Source organism: Caulobacter sp. GW821-FHT10F06, from assembly GCF_058809215.1.
The window spans coordinates 275,546-295,528 of the sequence record NZ_JBXASK010000006.1 but is presented as its reverse complement, the minus strand read 5'-3'; the positions used below and the strand labels follow the sequence as shown (position 1 = coordinate 295,528).

Here is a 19,983-nt window from a genome sequence, read left to right as displayed (position 1 = left end):
CGCGCTCCTTCGCCAAGGTCGATCCTACATCCGCTCCGGCGCTTCGATGCCCAGCAGCTCCAGGGCCTGCTCCAGCTGGCGCAAGGTGGTCTGCGCCAGGGTCAGGCGCGAGGCGCGGGTGGCTTCGTCGTCGGCGCTCATGATCGGGCAGGCCGCGTAGAACTTCGAGAAGGTTTGGGCCAGCTTGTAGGCGTGCTCGGCCACGAAGTTGGGGGCCTTCTTGTCATAGGCCTCCGACAGGGCACCCTCGAAGGCGTCCAGCAACATGGCCAGGTCGCGCTCGGCCGGTTCGCCGATGACGATGCGTCCGCCCTGCGCGCCGGCTTCCGCCGCGCGGCGCAGCACGCTCTTGATGCGCACCGACTGGTACAGCAGGTATGGGCCGGTCTTGCCCTCGAAGCTGGTGAAGCGGTCGAGGTCAAAGACGTAGGAGGTGCCGCGGAAGTTCTGCAGATCGGCGAACTTCAGGGCCGCGACGCCGACCTTGTGCGCGGTGTCCTCGAAGGCCTCTTCCGACAGCTCGGCGCCCAGGCCGGCTTCGCGCAGGCGCTCGCGGGCCTTTTCGCGGGCCATCTCGATCAGGTCGTGAAGCTTCAGGACGCCGCCGGCGCGGGTCTTGAACGGCTTGCCGTCGCTGCCGTTCATGGTGCCAAAGCCGATGTGCTCCAGCGCGCCCGGCTCGGCGTAGCCGGCCAGATAGGCGGCGCGGAACACCGTCTCGAAGTGCAGGGCCTGGCGTTGGTCCACGCAGTACAGGATCAGGTGTGGGTCGAACGAGCTGCGGCGATCCAGGATCGTGGCCAGGTCGGTCGTGCCGTACATGGCCGAGCCTTCGGATGAGACCACCAGCAGCGGCGGCACGTCCTGCTTATCGCCCTCTTGGGCCACGCGAACGATCCGCGCGCCCTGGTCCTCGACCAGCAGGCCCTTGTCCTCGAGCTGGCGAACCATCGGCCCGATCAGCTCCTGAACATCGCTCTCGCCCTTCCACAGGTCGAAGTCGACGCCGAGGGCGTGGAACTCACGCTCCAGGGCCACGCGGCTGACATTGACGAAGTGGCGCCACAGCAGGCGGTAGCCGAAGCGGCCGTTCTGCAGCTCGGCGGTCGCGCGGCGGGCGCGCTCCTTGTAGTCGAGGTCTTCCTTCTGGCGCGTCGAGGCCATCGGATAGAGACGATCGAGATCCGCCAGGCTGATGCGCGGGGCCAGCTCGGCCAGCACCTTGTCCTCGTCGGCCTTGGTGAAGCCGCGCGGCGCTTCCGGCAGCTTTTCCATCAGGGCGCGGATGAAGGGGTCCTCGTCCATCACCGCGGTGATCAGCAGGCCCATCTGGAAGCCCCAGTCGCCGAAGTGGGCGTCACCCACCACGTCGTCGCCGCGGAAGCGGTACAGGCGCTTGACCGACTCGCCGATGATCGAGGCGCGCAGGTGGCCCACGTGCATCGGCTTGGCGACGTTGGGGCCGGCATAGTCGATCAGCACGCGGCGCGGCTCGGCCACCAGTTCGGCGCCGGCGCGGGGATCGGCGGCGATCTCCTTGGCGCGCGCCGACAGGGCCTCGGCGCTGACGCGCATGTTGATGAAGCCGACGCCGGCGATCTCCACCGAGGCCAGACGCGGATCGCCCTTCAGGTGATCGACGACCTGCACCGCGATCTCGCGCGGATTGCGCTTGGCGCTCTTGGCGGCCGCGAGGGCGCCGTTGCATTGGAAATCGGCAAGGTCGGGCCGGTCGGACGCCGTGACACGCCCGAACTCGGGAGATAGTCCGGCGGCCTCGAAAGCGGCCGCGGCCGCTTCGCTCAAGGACCGCTTCAAATCGCTCATTGCTTGGTGGTCGTCCCTGCTTGACCCGCCTGGGCGGTCGTCTGGCCGGCGTTGACCCGGAAGCGCTTGCCGTCGCGGTTGAAGGCGGCCATTTCCGGGGTCACGTCGAAGCCGACCAGGACTTCGAAATTGCCGCCGCTGACCTTGGCGTCGGCGCGCGGGATGGTGATGGTGTTCAGCGTCTCGGTGGCGAATACGCGGTCCTGCCCGGACGAGAAGGTGATCGGCAGGTCGAAATATTCCTTGGCGATCACGGCCTGGTTCCGCTCGGTGACGGCGACCCAGTAACGATAGGTGTGGTGATTGTCGGCGGCCTGCGGGCCACGGCCCAGCTGGAACAGCATCTCGACGCGGATGCTGATCGGATCGTCGCTCTTATAGGCGCAGCCGGAGGACACCCCCTGGATCTCGCCGGTATAGCCGGTCGCGGAAGGGCTTTCCTTGCCGTCCTTGAACTCGACATAGCGGCTGGCGTCGTACAGCACCTTCACATACGGGCACGGGCCGGCGTTGCGCAGTTGCATCAGCGGAGCCTTGGGCTGGTTCCACTCCTCGTCGCGCTTCTTCTTCTTGCCGGCCTGATCGTCGTCGCCACCGCCGCCCGGGCCTTGGCCGCCGCGGCCGCCGCCCGCCTGGGCGTGGCCGACGCTGGCCGTCGCGACGACCGAAAGGGCCAGGAAAGCGCTGAGCGCGAGCGTGAAATTACGGCGCATGAAACGTCCGGTCAGAATTGAGAGCCTGAAGGGGCGCATGCCCCAGACGGCGTCATGCAGCCTGATAAAGGCATATGCGTGACGTCGCAATGCAGTGGTCATGCTAGCACATCCGCGCGTGAACGCTTAGGTTCCGGCCATGAACGTGCATTCCCCGGTTCGTCCGCCGCTCACCATCGTGCTCGCCAGCCCTAGGGGCTTCTGCGCGGGGGTCGATCGCGCCATCCAGATCGTCGAGCGCGCCATCGAGAAATTCGGCGCGCCGGTCTATGTGCGTCACGAGATCGTCCATAACCGCCATGTCGTCGACCGCCTGAAGGCGCTGGGCGCGGTGTTCATCGAGGAGCTGTCCGAGGCCCCCGACGATCGCCCGATCGTGTTCTCGGCCCACGGCGTGCCCAAGTCGGTGCCGGCAGAGGCCAAGGCCCGCGAGATGATCTATCTGGACGCCACCTGCCCGCTGGTCTCCAAGGTCCACGTCGAGGCCCAGAAGCACTTCAACTCCGGCCGCGAGATCGTGCTGATCGGCCATGCCGGCCATCCGGAAGTCGTCGGCACCATGGGTCAGCTGCCCGAAGGCACCGTGACCCTGATCGAGGACATCGAGGACGCCCGCGCCTGGATCCCCAAGGACCCGGCCAATGTGGCGTTCCTGACCCAGACCACCCTGTCGGTCGACGACACCGCCGATATGGTCGACCTCTTGAAGGCCCGCTTTCCCGGCATCGCCGCGCCGCACAAGGAAGACATCTGCTACGCCACCACCAACCGCCAGGACGCGGTCAAGCACCTGGCGCAGGGCACGGAGCTGGTGCTTGTGGTCGGGTCGCGCAACTCATCCAATTCGGTGCGCCTGGCCGAGGTGGGCCTGAAGGCGGGAGCCAAGGACGCCCGGCTGATCGACGACGCCTCGGGTCTCGACTGGTCGTGGTTCGACGGCGTCTCCCGCGTGGGCCTGACGGCCGGCGCCTCGGCGCCGGAAGACCTGGTGCAGGGCGTCATCGACGCCATCTCCGCGCATTTCGACGTCACCATCGAAGACCTGATCGAGGCCCGCGAGACGGTGACCTTCAAACTGCCGAGACTGCTGACGGCTTAGACGACGCGGGTGCGGAGCCAGTCGGTGAGCTCAGGAATATCAATCTCACCCCGAGCAACGCCCATCATCGCATCGGTCGCGTCGTTCGGCTCGGCGATTAGCGTCAGTCCGTTGTCGTCGAGAAAAAGGCCGAGCGCCATGAACGCCGCACGCTTATTGCCGTCGATGAACGGATGATTCGACGCGATCGCCACGGCATAGGTCGTGGCCAACTCGATCAGATCCGTTACGCCGTCATAGCCGTAACGATTGATTGGTCGCGCCAACGCTGAGTTCAACAGATTGGCGCGCGGATGCCGCTCGCACCGCCCGTGACGCGCAGCACCTCTTCATGGAGCCGGATCAACAGCTCCTCGTCCATCCATAACGGCTCGCTCATCGGTTATTTGGCGAGGGCGTCGAAGGTGGTTCGATAGCGCTCGAGAAAGGCCTTGCCCCGTTCGAACCGTTCGTCTTGGGAAGGTTGCCTTGAGAGGGTCGGCTTGCCTTCCGCATCTTGCGAAAGAACGAACACCTCGCCTGGCTTCGGCTCAAGACGCGCTAGCATCTCGTCGCTAGGCACCAACACCATGTCGCCATCACGTTGCTCGGCCTTCAAGGCAATCATGCGTCTGCTCCTTGGAACGCGAACATAACATGATCGGAAGTGGCGCGACACCCTCGCCCCCTTGACCGCCAGCGCCCGCTCCCGCATCCCCCGGTCATGGCCGTCTATACCGACATCACCGACGAAGAACTCGCCGCCTTCCTGGCCGACTTCGACCTGGGGCAAGCCGTTGCGTTCAAGGGCATCGCCGAGGGCGTGGAGAACTCCAACTTCCTGCTGGAGACCGAGGTCGGCCGCTACATTCTGACGGTCTACGAAAAGCGCGCGCGTCCCGAGGACCTGCCCTACTTCCTGAACCTGATGCGCTGGCTGGCCGACAAGGGCTTTCCTAGCGCCACGCCGATCGCCGATCGCCAAGGGCGCACGCTGAAGACCATTCGCGGCAAGCCCGCCGCCCTGGTAGAGTTCCTGCCCGGCCTTTCGGTGCGCAAGCCCACCATCGCCCACTGCCGCGAGGCCGGCGAGGGCCTGGCCCACCTGCACCTGGCGGGCGAAGGCTATGCCGGCCGCCGCGCCAACGACCTGGGCCAGCCGCACTGGGCGCCGCTGTTTTCCAAGCATCGCAAGGCCGCGGACGGCCTCAAGCCCGGCCTGTCGGCGACCATCGACAAGGACCTGGCGGAGCTGGCCTTGGCCTGGCCGCGCGACCTGCCGTCGGGCGTGATCCACGCCGACTATTTCCCCGACAACGTCTTCTTCAAACCGGACGGAAAGTTCGCCGCCGCGATCGACTTCTACTTCGCCTGCGACGACAGCTACGCCTACGACATCGCCGTGACCCTGAACGCCTGGTGCTTTGAGGCCGACGGCAGCTTCAACGCCACCGCCGCCGCGGCCCTGCTGACCGGCTACCAGCGCCGCCGGCCCCTGAGCCCGACCGAGAAGCAGGCCCTGCCGATCCTGGCGCGGGGCGCGGCCATGCGCTTCTTCCTGACCCGCCTGGCCGACTGGGGCGCGACGCCCGCCGGCGCGCTGGTGAGGCCGAAGGACCCGCTGGAATACGAGCGCAAGCTGGCCGTCCACCGCGAGGGCCTGACCCTGTTCGGAGCCGGCGCATGACGCCCAAGGTGGTCGTCTATACCGACGGCGCCTGCAAGGGGAACCCCGGCCCGGGCGGCTGGGGCGCCCTGCTGATGTACGGCGACAAGAAGAAGGAAATCTGCGGCGGCGAATCCCCGACCACCAACAACCGCATGGAGTTGATGGGCGCGATCATGGCGCTGGAGACCCTGACCAAACCCTGCAAGGTCGAGCTGCACACCGACAGCCAGTACGTGATGAAGGGCGTCACCCAGTGGATCCATGGCTGGAAGGCCCGGGGCTGGCGCACCGCCGACAAGAGCCCGGTCAAGAACGACGACCTGTGGAAGCGCCTCGACGCCGCCCGTAATCGCCACGAGGTCGACTGGCGCTGGGTCAAGGGTCACGCCGGCCATCCGCTGAACGAACGGGCCGACGAACTGGCCAACCAGGGCCTTCGCGAAGCGCGGAGCTAGCCGTCTCGTCGGAAGTTGTGGGCGACCTGTCGCCCGCGCCGGAAACTCCTCGCCAACGGCCGGCCGGTTTGCAAAGTGCCGGGATGAATTTCGTCGGCTATTACCGCGTGCCGCCCGTGCGGGGGATCTTCTTCAGCCCGGCCCAGGAAGAGCGGCTGCTGCTTCTGGGATGCCAGGAGGTGTTCAGCGACCGCTGCCTGGCCGGCGGCGTGGTGCGCCCGGGGCTGGACCGGGCCCTCGCCGCGCTGGACGATGGCGGGACCCTGGCCGTGCCCAGCTTCCACGCCCTGGCCGGCGCGATGGTCGACCTGCTGGACGTGATCCTGAAGCTGAAGGCGCGAGGCCTGAACCTGGTCGTCGTCCAGCCGGCGATCGACACCCGCGTCGAGCCCGGCCTTTTCGACGCCTGGACGGCCCTGGCGACCTTCAACGGCGAGCGCGCCATGATCCGGTCCGCCGAGGCCGCGATGGTCGCCAAGGGCTTTCCGCGTCCCCGCGCCAAGGCTCGGGTCGAGGAGCCGGACGCCGAGGACGCCGAGGCCGAGGGCTCCGACCTCTAGGTCTTCAGGCGATAACCCGTCTTGAAGATCCACCACACGGCCGTCAGGCACAGGACCAGGAACACGCAGGTCATGGCCAGGCTGACGCCGACGCCGACGTCGGAGACGCCGTAGAAGCTCCAGCGGAAGCCGCTGACCAGATAGACCACCGGGTTGAACAGGGTGATCTTCTGCCAGACCGGCGGCAGCATGTTGATCGAGTAGAAGCTGCCGCCCAGGAAGGTCAGGGGCGTGATGATCAGCGCCGGCACGATCTGCAGCTTCTGGAAGTTGTCGGCCCAGACCCCGATCACGAAGCCGAACAGGCTGAAGGTCACCGCCGTCAGCACCAGGAACAGCGCCATCACGAACGGGTGGGCGATCTCGAACGGCACGAAGATCCGCGCCGTGGCCAGGATCAGCAGGCCCAGCAGCACCGACTTGGTCGCCGCCGCGCCGACATAGCCGATGACCGTCTCCAGCCACGACACGGGCGCCGACAGCAGCTCATAGATCGTGCCGGCCCACTTGGGCATGTAGATGCCGAAGGCGGCGTTTGAGATGCTCTCGCTGAGCAGGGACAGCATCACCAGGCCCGGGATGATGAAGGCCCCATAGCTGACCCCCTCGATGGCCTGCATGCGCGAGCCGATGGCCGAGCCGAACACCACGAAATAGAGCGAGGTCGAGATCACTGGCGCCAGGATGCTCTGGGCCAGGGTGCGGAACCAGCGCGCCAGCTCGAAGCGGTAGATGGCTTTGATCGCATGGACGTTCATCGGGCGTGCACCAGGCTGACGAAGATTTCTTCCAGAGAGCTCTGGGTCGTGTGCAGGTCCTTGAAGTCGACGCCTTCTTCACCGAGGCGGCGCAGCAGACCGGCGATGCCGGTCTCCTCGGCCTGGGCGTCGAAGGTGTAGACCAGCTCGGTCCCGTCCTTGACCAGCTCCAGCGCGTAGTCCGACAGCTTGGCGGGCACGGCGGTCAGCGGGCTCTGCAGCTGCAGGGTCAGCTGCTTCTTGCCCAGCTTGCGCATGAGCACGTCCTTGTCCTCGACCAGGATGATCTGGCCCTTGCTGATCACCCCGATCCGGTCGGCCATCTCCTCGGCCTCCTCGATATAGTGGGTGGTCAGGATGATGGTGACGCCGCTCTCGCGCAGGGCCCGGACCATCAGCCACATGTCGCGGCGCAGCTCGACGTCGACGCCGGCGGTGGGCTCGTCCAGGAACAGGATGGTCGGCTCGTGGCTCAAGGCCTTGGCGATCATCACCCGACGCTTCATGCCGCCCGACAGCGCCATGATCTTGCTGTCCTTCTTGTCCCACAGGGACAGGTCGCGAAGGATCTTCTCGATATAGGCGTCGTTGGGCGCCTTGCCGAACAGGCCGCGCGAGAAGCGCACGGTGGCCCAGACGGTCTCGAAGGCGTCGGTGTTCAGCTCCTGCGGCACCAGCCCGATCTTCGTCCGGGCCGCGCGGTAGTCGCGAACGACGTCGTGGCCGTCGGCCAGGATCGTTCCGGTGCTGGGATTGACGATGCCGCAGATGATGCTGATCAGCGTGGTCTTGCCCGCTCCGTTGGGGCCCAGCAGGGCGAAGATCTCGCCCGGGCGGATGTCGAGATCCACCGACTTCAGGGCCTGATGGCCCGAAGCATAGGTCTTGGTCAGACCCGATACCGAAATGATGCCCGTCACGGGTCCCCCTGGTCGTCCGCAGCGATGCAAGCGCGGCGTAACGGCCAGATGGGGATGCGCTCGCCAAAACGCCAGCGCATTCTCCGCCAGGCGGAGAGTTAGTAGGCGCGGACCGTCAGGGTGGCGCCGTCGACGCCAACCACCTGGATGCGCTGGCCCGAGAGCGGCGCGGGGCCGTCAAGCCGGGCCTGCCACTCCTTGCCGTCGACGAACACCCGACCCAGACCGCTGTCGAAGGTCGACAGCACCTGGCCGTCACGGCCGATCAGCCGCATCAGGGGATCGTTCAGATCGGGCGCCTTGCCCTCCAGCGCCGGCCGCAGGAACCGCCGCGCCAGATAGGTCGTGGCGATGGTCAGGATCGCGAACAGGGCGATCTCGACGGGCAGGCCCAGATGAACGCCCAAGGCCAGGATGCCGACCAGGGCGGCCGAGGCCGCCGGCCACAGCAGCCAGCCGGTGCCGGTGGCGACCTCGACGGCCAGGAACAGCGCCGCCACGGCCAGCCAGACCCAGAACGGATGCATCGCGTAGAAACTCGCCAGGGCGCTCATCGGATCAGACCCGCTTGGCGCCGCCGGTCGGCGCATTGGTGGTGGGCCGCGGAGCCGGGGGCGGCGCGACCGCGTTGGAGCCGCCCAGGGTCTTGATCAGCTCGGCCACGCCCGCGACCGTGCCGGTCAGGCCGGCAAAGTCCGCGGGCACGATGACGGTCTTGGCGTTGGGCGAGCGGGCCAGGTCGCCGAAGGCTTCGACGTACTTCTGGGCGATGAAATAGTTGATGGCGTTGACGTCGCCCTTGGAGATGGCTTCCGACACGAACGCCGTCGCCTTGGCCTCGGCCTCAGCTTCCCGCTCGCGGGCCTCGGAGTCGCGGAAGGCGGCTTCCCGGCGGCCCTCGGCCTGCAGGATGGCCGACTGCTTCTGGCCCTCGGCGCGGGCGATGGCGGCCTGCTTCTCGCCCTCGGCCTCGGTGATCACGGCCCGGCGCTCGCGCTCGGCCTTCATCTGCCGCGCCATGGCGTTGGTGATGTCGGCCGGCGGCGTCAGGTCCTTGATCTCGATGCGGGCGATCTTGACGCCCCACGGGCCCGTCGCGTGGTCGATGGTCGACAGCAGGCGGGTGTTGATCTGGTCGCGCTGGCTCAGCACCTCGTCCAGCTCCATCGAGCCGACCACGGTGCGCAGGTTGGTCTGGGCCAGCTGGGTGATGGCGTACATCAGGTTGTCGACCCGATAGGCGGCCTGCGAGGCGTCCATCACCTGGATGAAGACGATGGCGTCGACCTTCACCGACACGTTGTCCTTGGTGATGACCTCCTGCTGGGGAACGTCGAGCACCTGCTCCATCATGTTCACCCGCCGGCCGATCGTCTCCATGAACGGCGTCAGGATGCTGATGCCGGGCTTCAGGGTGCGGGTGTAGCGGCCGAACCGCTCGACGGTGAATTCGCGGCCCTGCGGCACGATCTTGATGACGGAGATGACGAGGAAGAACGCCAGGACCAGAAGGACCAGGGGAACCAGAAGGGTGGTCAAAACGACGCTCCTACGCAACCGATAGGCGTAGGTTAGCGCGGCCCGGCGACCTTAGCCATTAATTCGGCGACACGCTTTCCGGATCGGTCTCGCCGTGATGCACGACGCGCATCGACTGCGACAGCTTCAGCGCCAGGGCCTGGCCCTTGCGGGCCGATTGCTGCTCGGCCTTGCGGCTGGAGGCGTCGCACAGCGGGAACTCGCCTTGGCGCGCCGCGAAGCCGACATTGAAGCGTTCGCGCAGCTGGGCGTCGAAGCCCTGCTCGGCCTGCTCCACCTCGGTCAGGCGCACCATGCGCGAGCGCCAGTATTGATCCGAAGCGCCTTCGCAGACCTGGCGCAGGGCGTGGCTCTCGCCCAGCGTATAGGCCAGGTCCAGCAGGCGCTGGCGCTCCGCCGGCTCGCGCTCCTGGGCCAGGACAGGACCCGCCAGAGCGGCGATCAGAACGGTGACGACGGACAAACGAAGCATGACAATAGTATTCCCGGCCGGACGACGATTGTCACGCCGACGCGCCCATCGCGCGAATACGTGACCATCTTATGGCTAATTAGGCCTTGTGATCGCCACGGATCGGCGCGACCCTCCTCTTACTGCAAGGAGGTCCCTCATGACTGAAGTGCATTACGGCGTCGTGCGCGTCGGAGACCACTGGGCCATCGTGGGCGATAACCTGCGGTTTGGAACCTACACCTCGCGGCGTCAGGCCAGCGAAGCGGCTTCGAGACTGGCCGAACAGTCCACCGGCGTCGGCGTGCCCGTCCTCCTGCATGTTCAGGAGGAGGATTTCAGCCTCCCCGGCCCGACATTGCTGAGCTGAACCGATTTCCGATCTCCCCGGCGAAAGCCGGGGATGTTGGATCAGTCCTCGTCATCGCTGAAAGTCTCGGAGACCGCCCGACCGAGGAACGGCTTGATCACGCGCCAGACCTGCAGGGCCGAGGCCACGAAGCCGACGATCGACGCCACGACCTGGAAAGCCCCCCACACGGCGGCGACCAGCGGTCCTTCCACCAGCATCGACACCACCGGATAGATCAACTGGCTGACGATGATGCGGAACTGCGCATAGGCGTTGGAATATTCGATCGCCACCCCGCCGATCGTGGCGACGATCAGCACCGCCAGCACCGGCGACCAAAGCAAGGGCAGGATCAGCAGCAGGGCCAGGGCCGTGATCAGCACCTTGGCGGCCAGGCTGGCCTCGGAGATGACCGTCAGCGCCAGGCCGACGACCACGGCGCCGCCCAGGACGATGAAGCTGATCGGCAGGACGATGTCGGCCACCGTGATCAGATCCAGCCCGACCGCCAGGCTGGCGATCGCGGCCCCCGTCAACACCAGCAGGAACGACGCCAGCCACAGCGCGCCGTACTCGCTGAGCCGCGCTTTCAAGATCCGCCCGTCGCGCATGACCGCTCCCCCGTCGCTCCCGAAGCCTGCCTTGGAAGCGGCGCCGCGTCGATTGGAAACTAAAGCACCGCTTCGCGCGCTATCGCTGGGCAAGCTTTACGGTCGAGGAGGATCGTTCATGGCCTACACCGCAGAAGACATGGCGCCGCCGCAAGTGCGCGACCAGGATATGTCGGATTGCGCCAACCGGCTGGTGGCGGCGCTTGATCCGCGCGAGATGGCGCGCCTGACCCCGCACCTGCGCCTTCTGGAGCTGTCGCGCGACCAGGTGCTGTTCGATGTCGGTCAGGACGTGGTCCAAACCTACCTGCCCTGTCGCGGGACCATGGTCTCGTTGCTGGTGGTCACCAGCGACGGCCAGGAGATCGAAGTCGCCAATGTCGGCCGCGAAGGCGCGATCGGCGGCGTCGTCAGCGCCGGCTTCAAGCCCGCCTATGGCCGCGCCGTCGTCCGCGCGCCCGGCAACGCCCTGTGCATCCCCACCGCGCGGCTGGAAGAGGCCAAGAACCAGTCGCCGGCCATAGCGGACCTGTTCTCGCGCTACGCCGACGCCCTGCTCGCCCAGATGATGCAGTCGGCCGCCTGCAACGCCCTGCACAATGTCGAGCAACGTTGCTGCCGCTGGTTGCTGTCGGCCCACGATCGCGCCAACGAGTCCTCGATCCGCCTGACCCAGGAAGCCCTCGCCCAGATGCTGGGCGTCCAGCGCACTACGGTCACCGCCGTTGTCGGGGTGCTGCAGGACCAAGGCCTGATCGGCTCGGGCCGCGGCCGCATCGACGTGCTGGACCGCCAGGGCCTGGAGCGCCGAGCCTGCGAATGCCACGACGCCGTCGAGGCCCACTTCCTGCGGATCCTGCCCGAGGTGGAGACGACGGAGTAGCGGCTCGCTTTTCTGTCATCCCGGACAAGCGCGCAGCGCGCCGATCCGGGACCGCCGGAAACGCACGAGCTTGTTGCGGTCCCGGGTCTTCGCTTCGCTACGCCCCGGATGACACCCTAGGTTAGCGCGCCCTCAGCCTCGCGATCCGTCCGATCGACGCCTCGGCCTCGCTCATGATCCGCGCCACGATCTCGCCGGCCGGCAGCACCTCGCGGATTCCGCCGGCGCTCTGGCCCATGGCGAAGCACGACTTGGCGGCGTCCAAGCCGTCGATCTGACCGCCGATGCCGCCCATGGCCCCGTTTTGGATCGAGACCATGGCCTGCTGCGGGAAGGGCTGGATGTCGGCGGGGCGGGCTTCCCAGTCGTCGACATAGGGGTTCTTGCGCACCCGCATCGGCTTGCCGGAATAGCAGCGGGTGCGAACCGTATCCTCGTCGGCCGCCTCGACCACGGCCTGGCGATAGAGGTCGCCGGCGTGGGCCTCGGTCGAGGCGATGAACCGCGTGCCCATCCAGACGCCTTGGGCGCCCAGGGCCAGGGCCGCGGCCAGTCCTCGGCCGTCGTGCAGACCACCGGCCGCCACGACCGGGATCTTTACGGCCTCCACCGCCTGGGCCACCAGCGGCAGGGTGCCGACCAGGCCGGTATGACCGCCGCCTTCCCCGCCCTGGCAGATCACCGCGTCGCAGCCGGCCTGCTCGGCCTTCACCGCGTGCTTCACGGCCCCACAGACCACCATGACCTTCAGGCCGGCGCTCTTGAGGCGTTCGATGATCGGCAGCGGCACGCCAAGGCCGGCGATGAAGGCCGAAGCGCCCTCGGCGATGATCACCTCGACGCTGTCGGTCAGGGCGTCCGGCGTGGCGGCCAGCAGGTCGACGCCGAATGGCTTGTCGGTGAGCTCGCGGACCTGCCGCATCTGCTGGCGGATGAAGTCGGGAGACGTGCCGGCCATGCCCAGCACGCCATAGCCGCCCGCATTGGAGACGGCCGCCGCCAACGGCGCGTAGGAGACCCCGCCCATGCCGGCCAGCAGGATCGGATGCTCGATGTCCAGAAGATCGCAAAGGGGCGTATGCAACGCCATGAGCCCGTTCCTCCCGTTATTTTCCGGAAGGATGGGCGAGGGGTCGGCGGGCTAGCAAGCCTGCCGCGAGGTCAGTCCCGACGAACCGACTCGTGCTCGACTTCCGAGGTCCAGAAGCAGGCGGCCATGCCCATCAGCATCATGGCGATCATGGCCAGCAAGCCGCGCGGCGGAGTCAGGCTGACGACATCTTGCGGGGTCATGGTTCGTTTCCTCGAAAAGCGCCCGGATCTGACGTCCAGGCTGCTCTCAAGGAAAAGCTTCTCACCAAGCTTGAGGTTCCGCAAGACCCTGTTTTTAATAGGGGTTTCTTGGGCTCAAGAGTCCAGAAATCAACCGGAAACCTCCGGGGTCAGAAGATCGAATAGCCGCCGTCGATCACCAGGGTGTCGCCCGAGTGATAGGTCGAGGCATCCGAAGCCAAGTAGACCGCCATGCCGCCGAAGTCGGCGGGCTCGCCCCAACGTCGGGCGGGCACGCGGGGGATGACCTTCTCGGCGAAGGCGGCGTTGCCCTGGGCGCCGGCGGTCATGTCGGTGGCGATCCAGCCGGGCAGGATGGCGTTGGCCCGCACGCCGTAGCGGGCATGCTCGACGGCGACCGACTTTATCATCGAGATCACCGCGCCCTTGGTGGCGGCATAGGCTTGGTTGCGGGCCGCGCCCTCGATGGCGGCCAGCGAGGCCACGCCCACCAGCGAACCGCCCGGATCGCCGCGCTTGGCGCGGTCGACCATGTGCCGGCACGCCTCGCGCAGGGTGAAGAACACCCCGTCCAGATTCACCGCCAGGGTCTTGCGATAGGTGTCGGTCTGCATGTCGACGAACGACGGCGAGCCAAAGCCGACGCCGGCGTTGGCGAACACCGAGTCGACCCGGCCCATGGCCTCGACCGCCTCGACCATGGCCTGCGCCACCTGGGTCTCGCTGGAGACGTCGACGGTCTGGGCCTTCACTCGCACGCCGTGTTTCAGCAGCTCGCCCTCGGCGGCCTGGTTGCGCTCGGCGTTGGAGCCCCAGATGACGATGTCGGCGCCCGACTGGGCCAGGGCCGTGGCCATACCCAGGCCGATGCCGCGATTGCCGCCGGTGACCAGGGCCACCTTGCCGGCTAGATTGAACGGCGCATAGGCCATGGCGCTTCTCCCTTTTTGAACGCTTGTTTGAAGGAGAGGCGGTCAGCACCGGAAGGTCAAGGGCTCCGGTGCGTCAGCTCCAAAAGTGGAAGGCGTTCCAGCCGTCACGGATGGCCTCACGCGGCACGCCCAGCAGATCAGCGATCAACAGGGCGCCGCCGAAGATGAGGCGACTGACGCCAGGAACCCAGAAGATCAGGGCAAACAGGATCAGGAAGCCGACCTTCTCGACCTTGACCAGCTTGGCGCGAAGGCTGTCGGGCAGGAACGGCCGGATGACGCCATAGCCGTCCAGGCCGGGCACGGGCAGCAGGTTTAGGATCAGGGCGCTGGCTTGCAGCAGGGCCAGCAGCGCCAGGGCGTTGAACAAGGCCGGCCAGCGGTCGGTCAGCGGCAGGATCAAGGACAGAGCGATCAGCACCGCCAGCGTCCCCAGCGGTCCCGCCAACGAGGCCAGCGACCGCCAGCCGCGCGTGCGCATCAGGTCCTCGCGCAGATAGACCGCCCCGCCCGGAAAGCCGATGCCGCCCAAGGCCAGAGCGATCAGCGGGAGGACGATGGTGGTGGTCAGGTCCGAATATTTCACCGGATCGAGGGTCAGATAGCCCTTCTCGACGATGGTGGTGTCGCCGGCTTTGTGGGCGACGAAGGCGTGGCCGAACTCGTGGATTCCGACGCTGAGAATCCAGGTGGCCGCGACGAAGGCGAAGGTCAGGAAGCCGGTCAGCGTCGTCGGAATGGTCAGGGTCGCGCCCAGCGCCACGCAGGCGCCCAGCAGGATCAGGGCGTTGGGACTGATCGGCCAGCGCGGCGCGGGGGTTTCCAGGGTGGTCATGCGCTGAACCGCTCGTAGGTCTCGTGGATCACCCGCCGCGTCTCGTCCCACTCAACCATGGCCATGGCCTCCTCGCGCGAGACGAAGCGGGCCTCGGCCGCGTCGTCGCCGGCCACGGGCTCGCCGCCGGTCCAGCGGGCGGCGTAGTCGATCAGCACGTAGTGGCGAGTGATCTCCCCGCCTGGCCTGGCGGGAAACACCCCGTCGATCACGTCGACCAGGCCCAGCAGCACGGCGTCGACGCCGGTCTCTTCCTTCAGCTCGCGCAGGGCGGCGACGGCGTTGGCCTCGCCCCACTCGATGCGGCCGCCGGGCAGACTCCACTGGCCCAGCCGGGGCGGCGTGCCGCGCTTGATGAGCAGAACCTGGTCATCGCGCAGGCAGATGACGCCGACGGTCGGCACGGGGTGTTGAGGAGGCGAACTCATGGGCGCTCAGATAGGCCCCCGTTTCGGTCAGGGAAAGCCGACCTTGAGGTCGACCGTGGATTTGACGCCGATGGAATTGCCGCAGTCGGCCAGCCAGGCGTCGGCGGCCTTGCGGCCGCGTTCCTTCAGGTCCGACAGGAAGCTCCACTCGGTGTTGAACTTGCTGGACAGCGAGAGATCCGCCAGCGGCCCGTCGGCGGTGATGGCGTGGACCAGCATGCGGCGATAGCGGCCCTTGGCGTTGTCCTTCAGCAGCCCCTCGTCCAGCAGCTTCTGCACGAAGCCGATGGCCCGCAGCTCCGAGGCCAGCGAGGCGTTGAAAGTGATCTCGTTCAGCCGATCCATGATCTCGCCCGGCGACCTGGGCGTCTCCTCGCGGACGAAGGGATTGAGGCTGACCACCAGGATGTCGTCGGGCGTGTCGTCGTAGAACAGCGGCCACAGCGGCGGATTGGCCAGGAAGCCGCCGTCCCAATAGGGCTCGCCGTCGATCTCCACGGCCTGGAACACCTGGGGCAGGCAGGCCGACGCCATGATGTGCTTGGCCGTCAGCTCGGTCTCTCGGAAGATCTTTGCCTTGCTCTGCCGGATCGCCGTGGCGGCGATGTACAGCTTGACCGGCGAGCGCTCGCGGATCGCCTTGAAGTTCACCGCCGCCTCGAGGATGTCGTGCAGCGGATTGAGGTTGAACGGATTGAACTCGTAGGGGCTCAGGCTCAGCGCGAAGGTCTCGGCCATCCGCCAGCCGGGGGTGTTCTTCAGCCAGTCGGGACCGGCGAAGGCCTTGGTCCAGATGCTGCTGTCGCCGAACACGTTCTGGCCGCCGGCCCGGTTCGTGCCCCGCCAGAAGGCGTCCAGCGTCTTGCGGGCTTCTTCGCGGCCGCCCACCGCGAGGCCATGGGCCAGGCAGACGGCGTTCATCGCTCCGGCCGAGGCGGCGGTCACCGCCTTGATCTCGAGGGTCTCGTCTTCCAGCAGGCGGTCGAGGATGCCCCACTCGAACGCGCCATGCGCGCCGCCGCCTTGCAGGGCCAGGCTGAGCCCACGCGGACCGGACGGCTTCTTCTTGAAGGGACCGACCGGCATGACGCGCTCCTGAGCTACTGAGCGGTCCAGCCGCCGTCGATGGAGAAGGCCGAGCCGTTGGCCGAGGCCCCGGCGTCGGAGACGAGGTACAGCAGCATGCCCGACAACTGGTCGAAGGTGACGAACTGCTTGGTCGGCTGGGCGGCCAGGATGACGTCCTTCATCACCGCTTCTTCGCTGATGCCGCGCGCCTTGGCCTGATCGACGATCTGGGCCTCGACCAGCGGGGTCTTCACGAAGCCCGGGCAGATGGCGTTGCAGGTGATGCCGAAGGTGGCGACCTCGAGGCCGACCGTCTTGGTCAGGCCCAGGATGCCGTGCTTGGCGGCGACATAGGCGGCCTTGAACGGCGAGGCGACCAGCCCGTGGGCCGAGGCGATGTTGACGATCCGGCCGCGGCCCTGCGCCTTCATGATCGGCACGGCGGCCTTGGTGGCGTGGAAGGCCGAGGTCAGGTTGATGGCGATGATCTGGTCCCACTTCTCGGTGGGGAAGTCCTCGATCGGGGCCACGTGCTGGACGCCGGCGTTGTTGATCAGGATGTCCAGCTCGCCGAACTCGGCCTTGGCGGCCTTGACCATGTCGGCGATCTGGTCGGGCTTTGTCATGTCGGCGCCATTGTACAGCACCTCCACGCCATGCTTCTCGGCCAGCTCGGCGCGGGTGCGCTCGATGGCGTTCATCTCGCCTAGGCCGTTGAGGACGATGTTGACGCCCTGCTCGGCGAGAGCGTCGGCGAGCGCGTGGCCGATGCCGCTGGTCGAGCCGGTGACGATGGCGACCTGCCCCTGCAAACCGAAATCCACGGCCATGCGAACGCGCTCCTGATTGACGGCCCTAATCTTGCTGCGGTGCAGCATATAGCTCGCTCCCGCGAAGGGCGAGCTTTTATAAATTCATCACTAAATGAATTCAGGGCTGGGGACGAGCGAAAACCCAGTCGGTGTCGGTGGAAAGCTCCGCCTTGAAACGATAGCCGTCCAGATTGAAGGCCTTGAGGTCCTTGGCGTGCTCGACGCGGTTGTCGATGACGTAGCGCGCCATGCGCCCCCGAGCCTTCTTGGCGAAGAAACCCAGCACCTTGAGCAGGCCGGCCTTCTCTTCCTTGAAGTGGCAGGTGACGACCGGCAGCTTCAGCGCCTTGGCGTCGACGGCGCCGAAATATTCCTGGCTGGCCAAGTTCACCAAGGTCTTGTCGGCATGACCCTCGGCGGCGTCGTTGAGGGTCTTGGAGATCGTCTCGCCCCAGAAGTCGTACAGATTGTTCCCGCGCTTGGTCTTCAGCCGCGTGCCCATCTCCAGGCGATAGGGCTGCAGGGCGTCCAGCGGCCGCAGCACGCCATAAAGGCCCGACAGTATCCGCAGGTGGTCCTGGGCCCAGTCCAGCGCCGCCCGGTCCAGCTCGCGCGCCGCCAGGCCGGCATAGACGTCGCCGTTGAAGGCGATCACGGCCTGGAGACCTTCCTCGACCTCGGGATCAAAGCTTTGGAAACGCTCGCGGTTCAGGTCGGCCAACTTCTCGGAGATGTGCATCAGACGGCGCAGGTCGGCGGCCGTCAGCTTGCGGGTGACCTTGGCCAACTCGGCGATCTTGCCCTTTAACTCAGGCGTCGTGAGCGGCAGGACCTGATCGGGCGCGGTGAAGTCCAGCGACTTGGCGGGGGAGATGACCATCAGCATGGCCGTGCAGATAGAGGCTCCCGGCCACGGCCGCTAGCGCCCTTGAAGCCGTTCTCCGCAATTGACGGGATCGGACTTCCCCGCGCGCGGAACGACGGCTAGCGTCCGCCGCCTTGCCGGAGTCCGCGCGTGTTCAGACCTGTCCTTCTCGCCCTGGCCCTGCTGGCCGCGACCTCGGCCCAGGCCCAGACCGCGCCCCTGCCCGAGGGCCGCCCGATCGTCACCGGCCAGTCCTATGTCGTCGCCTCGGCGGCGCTGAAGGAAGATCGGCCGATCAATGTGCATCTGCCGGCCAGCTACGCCGCCCATCCCGAGCGGCGCTATCCGGTGCTGTATCTGCTGGACGGCGGCGAGCAGGAGGACTTTCCCCACATCGTCGGCCTGGCTCAGTTGGGCGAGCTCTCCTGGACCTGGCGCGAAATGATCGTGGTGGGGATCGAGGGCAAGGACCGCAAGCACGACCTGACCCACCCGACCTCCGTCGCCAAGGAGCAGAAAGACCTGCCGACCAGCGGCGGCTCGGCGGCCTATCGCCGGTTCCTGGCCGACGACCTCAAGCCCTGGATCGCGGCCCGATATCGCACCAGCGGCGAGACCGCCCTGATCGGCGAGTCCCTCGCAGGCCTGTTCGTGATCGAAACCTTCCTGCAGGCGCCGGCCCTGTTCGACGCCTATATCGCCGCCAGCCCCAGCCTGTGGTGGGACGACCAGAGCCTGGCCAGAGGCGCGGCGGCCGATCTCGCCAAATGGCCGGACGGCCAGCGCAAGCTGTACCTGACCATCGGCGACGAGGGCTCGACCATGCAGGAAGGCGTCGACAAGCTGGTCGCCGCGCTGAAGGTCGCGCCGCCCGAGGGCCTGGCCTGGACCTATGACCCGATGCCGACCGAGCACCACAGCACCATCTACCATCCCGCCGCCCTGAAGGCGTTCCGGACGGTGTGGCCTGGGCCTCGACCGAAGGACCCATAGCCGCCTTCGCGACGCCCACCGTTCGCCACGATCCCATGGCTAGGCTTGGCGATGATCCTTCGCGCCAGCCTGCTTGCCCCTTTCGCCGCCTTGCTCGCCCTGATCCTGACGATCGCGGCGCCGCGCCCGTCGGCGTCGGCGCCGATCGAGATCCCCAGCGCCAAGGCCGGCGACGCCCTGGCCGTGCTCTATTCGGGCGACGGTGGCTGGGGGCCTCTCGACCAAGGCGTGGCGCGCCAGCTGGCCGACAACGGCGTGCCGACCTTGGGTGTCGATTCCCTGCGCTACTTCCTGACCAAGCGCTCACCGCAGGAAGCCGCCGACGATCTGGCCGGCTCGCTGCGGCGCTACGAGGCCCTATGGAAGCGGCGCGACATCGTGCTGGTCGGCTATTCGTTCGGCGCCGACGCCCTGCCCGCCATCATTCCCCGCCTGCCCGCCGAACTGCGCGACCATGTGAAGAGCGTGGTGCTGATCGGAACTGGACCGATGGGCGACCTGAAATTCCACCCCGCCAGCTGGTTCAACCGCTTCGGCTCGGACGCCTATCCCACGGTCCCGGCCATCGCGGCGCTGAAGGGGCTGAAACTGAGCTGCGTCTATGGCGACCAGGAGCGACATGACGTCTGCCCCACCCTGCCCGACGTCGCCCAAGTGCGCCTGCCCGGCGGCCACCACTTCAACCACGACTATGCCGGCCTGGGCCGCGCAGTGTTAGCGGCGGCGGGTTAGACGGGCCCGGCGCGTGTACGGTCGCCCCATCGATGCCGCAAATGATGTTGAGCAGTCTTGCACCGTTCGAAGGGTCAACCTCCCGGCAGATCATCCAGAGTCCGGTTATAGGCGCGGCAATGATTTCCGTTCCTGACCCTGAGCGGAAGTTTTCATACGTCCCCCGCCCGACGCCCCCTCCGTCACGATGCGTATTCGCATCGCACCAC

26 protein-coding genes are annotated in these 19,983 nt (G+C 67.1%); 8 read left to right on the top strand and 18 right to left on the bottom strand.

Annotated elements, in window-relative coordinates; all coding sequences use genetic code 11:
- Positions 1 to 24: 24 nt before the first annotated feature.
- A complete protein-coding gene (locus AC1RUS_RS15520) occupies positions 25 to 1,827 on the bottom strand; it encodes an arginine--tRNA ligase (protein ID WP_492917479.1) in 1,803 nt (600 codons plus the stop codon).
- Complete coding sequence (locus tag AC1RUS_RS15515; RefSeq protein WP_492917478.1) at positions 1,824 to 2,540, bottom strand: Tat pathway signal sequence domain protein; 717 nt, start codon at positions 2,538 to 2,540, stop codon at positions 1,824 to 1,826. The genes AC1RUS_RS15520 and AC1RUS_RS15515 overlap by 4 nt, the downstream gene beginning before the upstream one ends.
- A 139-nt stretch (positions 2,541 to 2,679) precedes the next feature.
- Between AC1RUS_RS15515 and ispH the strand changes: the two genes are divergently transcribed.
- Complete coding sequence (gene ispH, locus AC1RUS_RS15510) at positions 2,680 to 3,639, top strand: 4-hydroxy-3-methylbut-2-enyl diphosphate reductase (RefSeq protein ID WP_492917477.1); 960 nt, start codon at positions 2,680 to 2,682, stop codon at positions 3,637 to 3,639.
- Here the strand turns inward: ispH and AC1RUS_RS15505 are convergent.
- Positions 3,636 to 3,905, bottom strand: a complete 270-nt coding sequence (locus AC1RUS_RS15505; protein ID WP_492917476.1) for a type II toxin-antitoxin system death-on-curing family toxin — start codon at positions 3,903 to 3,905, stop codon at positions 3,636 to 3,638. The genes ispH and AC1RUS_RS15505 overlap by 4 nt on opposite strands.
- 116 nt (positions 3,906 to 4,021) lie before the next feature.
- Positions 4,022 to 4,246, bottom strand: a complete 225-nt coding sequence (locus AC1RUS_RS15500; protein ID WP_492917475.1) for an AbrB/MazE/SpoVT family DNA-binding domain-containing protein — start codon at positions 4,244 to 4,246, stop codon at positions 4,022 to 4,024.
- Positions 4,247 to 4,342: 96 nt separating this feature from the next.
- Here AC1RUS_RS15500 and thrB point away from each other — a divergent pair, with 96 nt between their 5' ends.
- The 3 genes from thrB (at position 4,343) to AC1RUS_RS15485 (ending at position 6,302) form a co-directional block, all read left to right on the top strand.
- Positions 4,343 to 5,305 (top strand): homoserine kinase, encoded by a 963-nt coding sequence (gene thrB, locus AC1RUS_RS15495; RefSeq protein WP_492917474.1) that lies wholly within the window; start codon positions 4,343 to 4,345, stop codon positions 5,303 to 5,305.
- Complete coding sequence (rnhA, locus tag AC1RUS_RS15490) at positions 5,302 to 5,742, top strand: ribonuclease HI (RefSeq protein ID WP_492917473.1); 441 nt, start codon at positions 5,302 to 5,304, stop codon at positions 5,740 to 5,742. Before thrB ends, rnhA begins: the two co-directional genes overlap by 4 nt.
- A gap of 83 nt (positions 5,743 to 5,825) precedes the next feature.
- Entirely contained in the window at positions 5,826 to 6,302 is a 477-nt protein-coding gene (locus AC1RUS_RS15485) for a recombinase family protein (protein ID WP_492917472.1), read from the top strand.
- Here AC1RUS_RS15485 and AC1RUS_RS15480 read toward each other — a convergent pair.
- The 5 genes from AC1RUS_RS15480 to AC1RUS_RS15460 form a co-directional block, all read right to left on the bottom strand.
- Positions 6,299 to 7,060 (bottom strand): ABC transporter permease, encoded by a 762-nt coding sequence (locus AC1RUS_RS15480; protein WP_492917471.1) that lies wholly within the window; start codon positions 7,058 to 7,060, stop codon positions 6,299 to 6,301. The two genes, AC1RUS_RS15485 and AC1RUS_RS15480, sit on opposite strands and share 4 nt — an antisense overlap.
- Complete coding sequence (locus AC1RUS_RS15475; RefSeq protein ID WP_492917470.1) at positions 7,057 to 8,010, bottom strand: ABC transporter ATP-binding protein; 954 nt, start codon at positions 8,008 to 8,010, stop codon at positions 7,057 to 7,059. Before AC1RUS_RS15475 ends, AC1RUS_RS15480 begins: the two co-directional genes overlap by 4 nt.
- A 68-nt stretch (positions 8,011 to 8,078) precedes the next feature.
- Positions 8,079 to 8,534 carry an NfeD family protein gene (locus AC1RUS_RS15470; RefSeq protein ID WP_492917469.1) on the bottom strand — a complete coding sequence of 152 codons (456 nt, stop codon included), beginning with the start codon at positions 8,532 to 8,534 and terminating at the stop codon, positions 8,079 to 8,081.
- Positions 8,535 to 8,538: 4 nt separating this feature from the next.
- Positions 8,539 to 9,507 carry an SPFH domain-containing protein gene (locus AC1RUS_RS15465; RefSeq protein WP_492917580.1) on the bottom strand — a complete coding sequence of 323 codons (969 nt, stop codon included), beginning with the start codon at positions 9,505 to 9,507 and terminating at the stop codon, positions 8,539 to 8,541.
- Between the two features lie 70 nt (positions 9,508 to 9,577).
- On the bottom strand, positions 9,578 to 9,991 hold the full coding sequence (locus tag AC1RUS_RS15460) for a TIGR02301 family protein (protein WP_492917468.1): 414 nt from the start codon (positions 9,989 to 9,991) through the stop codon (positions 9,578 to 9,580).
- A 139-nt stretch (positions 9,992 to 10,130) separates the two neighbouring features.
- On the opposite strand from AC1RUS_RS15460, the gene AC1RUS_RS15455 reads away from it, so the two are divergent.
- Positions 10,131 to 10,340 (top strand): hypothetical protein, encoded by a 210-nt coding sequence (locus tag AC1RUS_RS15455; RefSeq protein WP_492917467.1) that lies wholly within the window; start codon positions 10,131 to 10,133, stop codon positions 10,338 to 10,340.
- A gap of 41 nt (positions 10,341 to 10,381) precedes the next feature.
- Here the strand turns inward: AC1RUS_RS15455 and AC1RUS_RS15450 are convergent, their stop codons facing one another.
- Complete coding sequence (locus AC1RUS_RS15450) at positions 10,382 to 10,933, bottom strand: hypothetical protein (RefSeq protein WP_492917466.1); 552 nt, start codon at positions 10,931 to 10,933, stop codon at positions 10,382 to 10,384.
- Positions 10,934 to 11,051: 118 nt separating this feature from the next.
- On the opposite strand from AC1RUS_RS15450, the gene AC1RUS_RS15445 reads away from it, so the two are divergent.
- Positions 11,052 to 11,816, top strand: coding sequence for a Crp/Fnr family transcriptional regulator (locus AC1RUS_RS15445; RefSeq protein ID WP_492917465.1), 765 nt, complete (start codon positions 11,052 to 11,054; stop codon positions 11,814 to 11,816).
- A gap of 121 nt (positions 11,817 to 11,937) precedes the next feature.
- On the opposite strand, the gene AC1RUS_RS15440 is transcribed toward AC1RUS_RS15445, so the two are convergent.
- The 8 genes from AC1RUS_RS15440 to yaaA all read right to left on the bottom strand — a co-directional run bounded on the left by AC1RUS_RS15440 (position 11,938) and on the right by yaaA (position 18,070).
- Entirely contained in the window at positions 11,938 to 12,906 is a 969-nt protein-coding gene (locus AC1RUS_RS15440; protein WP_492917464.1) for an NAD(P)H-dependent flavin oxidoreductase, read from the bottom strand.
- A 71-nt stretch (positions 12,907 to 12,977) separates the two neighbouring features.
- A complete protein-coding gene (locus AC1RUS_RS15435) occupies positions 12,978 to 13,109 on the bottom strand; it encodes a hypothetical protein (protein WP_492917463.1) in 132 nt (43 codons plus the stop codon).
- A gap of 149 nt (positions 13,110 to 13,258) precedes the next feature.
- Complete coding sequence (locus tag AC1RUS_RS15430) at positions 13,259 to 14,041, bottom strand: SDR family NAD(P)-dependent oxidoreductase (protein ID WP_492917462.1); 783 nt, start codon at positions 14,039 to 14,041, stop codon at positions 13,259 to 13,261.
- Positions 14,042 to 14,114: 73 nt separating this feature from the next.
- Positions 14,115 to 14,876: a site-2 protease family protein gene (locus AC1RUS_RS15425; RefSeq protein WP_492917461.1), complete on the bottom strand. Its 762-nt coding sequence runs from the start codon at positions 14,874 to 14,876 to the stop codon at positions 14,115 to 14,117.
- A complete protein-coding gene (locus tag AC1RUS_RS15420; protein WP_492917460.1) occupies positions 14,873 to 15,304 on the bottom strand; it encodes an NUDIX hydrolase in 432 nt (143 codons plus the stop codon). The genes AC1RUS_RS15425 and AC1RUS_RS15420 overlap by 4 nt, the downstream gene beginning before the upstream one ends.
- A 27-nt stretch (positions 15,305 to 15,331) precedes the next feature.
- Positions 15,332 to 16,390 carry a patatin-like phospholipase family protein gene (locus AC1RUS_RS15415; RefSeq protein WP_492917459.1) on the bottom strand — a complete coding sequence of 353 codons (1,059 nt, stop codon included), beginning with the start codon at positions 16,388 to 16,390 and terminating at the stop codon, positions 15,332 to 15,334.
- A 14-nt stretch (positions 16,391 to 16,404) separates the two neighbouring features.
- Complete coding sequence (locus AC1RUS_RS15410) at positions 16,405 to 17,202, bottom strand: 3-hydroxybutyrate dehydrogenase (protein WP_492917458.1); 798 nt, start codon at positions 17,200 to 17,202, stop codon at positions 16,405 to 16,407.
- A gap of 100 nt (positions 17,203 to 17,302) precedes the next feature.
- Positions 17,303 to 18,070 carry a peroxide stress protein YaaA gene (yaaA, locus tag AC1RUS_RS15405; RefSeq protein WP_492917457.1) on the bottom strand — a complete coding sequence of 256 codons (768 nt, stop codon included), beginning with the start codon at positions 18,068 to 18,070 and terminating at the stop codon, positions 17,303 to 17,305.
- Positions 18,071 to 18,199: 129 nt separating this feature from the next.
- On the opposite strand from yaaA, the gene AC1RUS_RS15400 reads away from it, so the two are divergent.
- Both AC1RUS_RS15400 and AC1RUS_RS15395 read left to right on the top strand, forming a co-directional pair.
- Positions 18,200 to 19,042 (top strand): alpha/beta hydrolase, encoded by an 843-nt coding sequence (locus tag AC1RUS_RS15400; RefSeq protein WP_492917456.1) that lies wholly within the window; start codon positions 18,200 to 18,202, stop codon positions 19,040 to 19,042.
- A gap of 51 nt (positions 19,043 to 19,093) precedes the next feature.
- Positions 19,094 to 19,774 (top strand): AcvB/VirJ family lysyl-phosphatidylglycerol hydrolase, encoded by a 681-nt coding sequence (locus AC1RUS_RS15395; RefSeq protein WP_492917455.1) that lies wholly within the window; start codon positions 19,094 to 19,096, stop codon positions 19,772 to 19,774.
- Positions 19,775 to 19,983 lie beyond the last annotated feature (209 nt).

Excerpts from the sequence above, each read along its gene's own strand:
- AC1RUS_RS15430 (WP_492917462.1), bottom strand. The coding sequence starts at position 14,041 with ATGGCCTATGCGCCGTTCAATCTAGCCGGCAAGGTGGCCCTGGTCACC.
- AC1RUS_RS15420 (WP_492917460.1), bottom strand. The coding sequence starts at position 15,304 with ATGAGTTCGCCTCCTCAACACCCCGTGCCGACCGTCGGCGTCATCTGC.
- AC1RUS_RS15410 (WP_492917458.1), bottom strand. The coding sequence starts at position 17,202 with ATGGCCGTGGATTTCGGTTTGCAGGGGCAGGTCGCCATCGTCACCGGC.
- rnhA (WP_492917473.1), top strand. The coding sequence starts at position 5,302 with ATGACGCCCAAGGTGGTCGTCTATACCGACGGCGCCTGCAAGGGGAAC.
- AC1RUS_RS15450 (WP_492917466.1), bottom strand. The coding sequence starts at position 10,933 with ATGCGCGACGGGCGGATCTTGAAAGCGCGGCTCAGCGAGTACGGCGCG.
- AC1RUS_RS15500 (WP_492917475.1), bottom strand. The coding sequence starts at position 4,246 with ATGATTGCCTTGAAGGCCGAGCAACGTGATGGCGACATGGTGTTGGTG.
- AC1RUS_RS15460 (WP_492917468.1), bottom strand. The coding sequence starts at position 9,991 with ATGCTTCGTTTGTCCGTCGTCACCGTTCTGATCGCCGCTCTGGCGGGT.
- yaaA (WP_492917457.1), bottom strand. The coding sequence starts at position 18,070 with ATGCTGATGGTCATCTCCCCCGCCAAGTCGCTGGACTTCACCGCGCCC.
- AC1RUS_RS15440 (WP_492917464.1), bottom strand. The coding sequence starts at position 12,906 with ATGGCGTTGCATACGCCCCTTTGCGATCTTCTGGACATCGAGCATCCG.
- AC1RUS_RS15520 (WP_492917479.1), bottom strand. The coding sequence starts at position 1,827 with ATGAGCGATTTGAAGCGGTCCTTGAGCGAAGCGGCCGCGGCCGCTTTC.
- AC1RUS_RS15455 (WP_492917467.1), top strand. The coding sequence starts at position 10,131 with ATGACTGAAGTGCATTACGGCGTCGTGCGCGTCGGAGACCACTGGGCC.
- ispH (WP_492917477.1), top strand. The coding sequence starts at position 2,680 with ATGAACGTGCATTCCCCGGTTCGTCCGCCGCTCACCATCGTGCTCGCC.
- AC1RUS_RS15435 (WP_492917463.1), bottom strand. The coding sequence starts at position 13,109 with ATGACCCCGCAAGATGTCGTCAGCCTGACTCCGCCGCGCGGCTTGCTG.
- AC1RUS_RS15425 (WP_492917461.1), bottom strand. The coding sequence starts at position 14,876 with ATGACCACCCTGGAAACCCCCGCGCCGCGCTGGCCGATCAGTCCCAAC.
- AC1RUS_RS15395 (WP_492917455.1), top strand. The coding sequence starts at position 19,094 with ATGATCCTTCGCGCCAGCCTGCTTGCCCCTTTCGCCGCCTTGCTCGCC.
- AC1RUS_RS15515 (WP_492917478.1), bottom strand. The coding sequence starts at position 2,540 with ATGCGCCGTAATTTCACGCTCGCGCTCAGCGCTTTCCTGGCCCTTTCG.
- thrB (WP_492917474.1), top strand. The coding sequence starts at position 4,343 with ATGGCCGTCTATACCGACATCACCGACGAAGAACTCGCCGCCTTCCTG.
- AC1RUS_RS15415 (WP_492917459.1), bottom strand. The coding sequence starts at position 16,390 with ATGCCGGTCGGTCCCTTCAAGAAGAAGCCGTCCGGTCCGCGTGGGCTC.
- AC1RUS_RS15445 (WP_492917465.1), top strand. The coding sequence starts at position 11,052 with ATGGCCTACACCGCAGAAGACATGGCGCCGCCGCAAGTGCGCGACCAG.
- AC1RUS_RS15485 (WP_492917472.1), top strand. The coding sequence starts at position 5,826 with ATGAATTTCGTCGGCTATTACCGCGTGCCGCCCGTGCGGGGGATCTTC.
- AC1RUS_RS15480 (WP_492917471.1), bottom strand. The coding sequence starts at position 7,060 with ATGAACGTCCATGCGATCAAAGCCATCTACCGCTTCGAGCTGGCGCGC.
- AC1RUS_RS15470 (WP_492917469.1), bottom strand. The coding sequence starts at position 8,534 with ATGAGCGCCCTGGCGAGTTTCTACGCGATGCATCCGTTCTGGGTCTGG.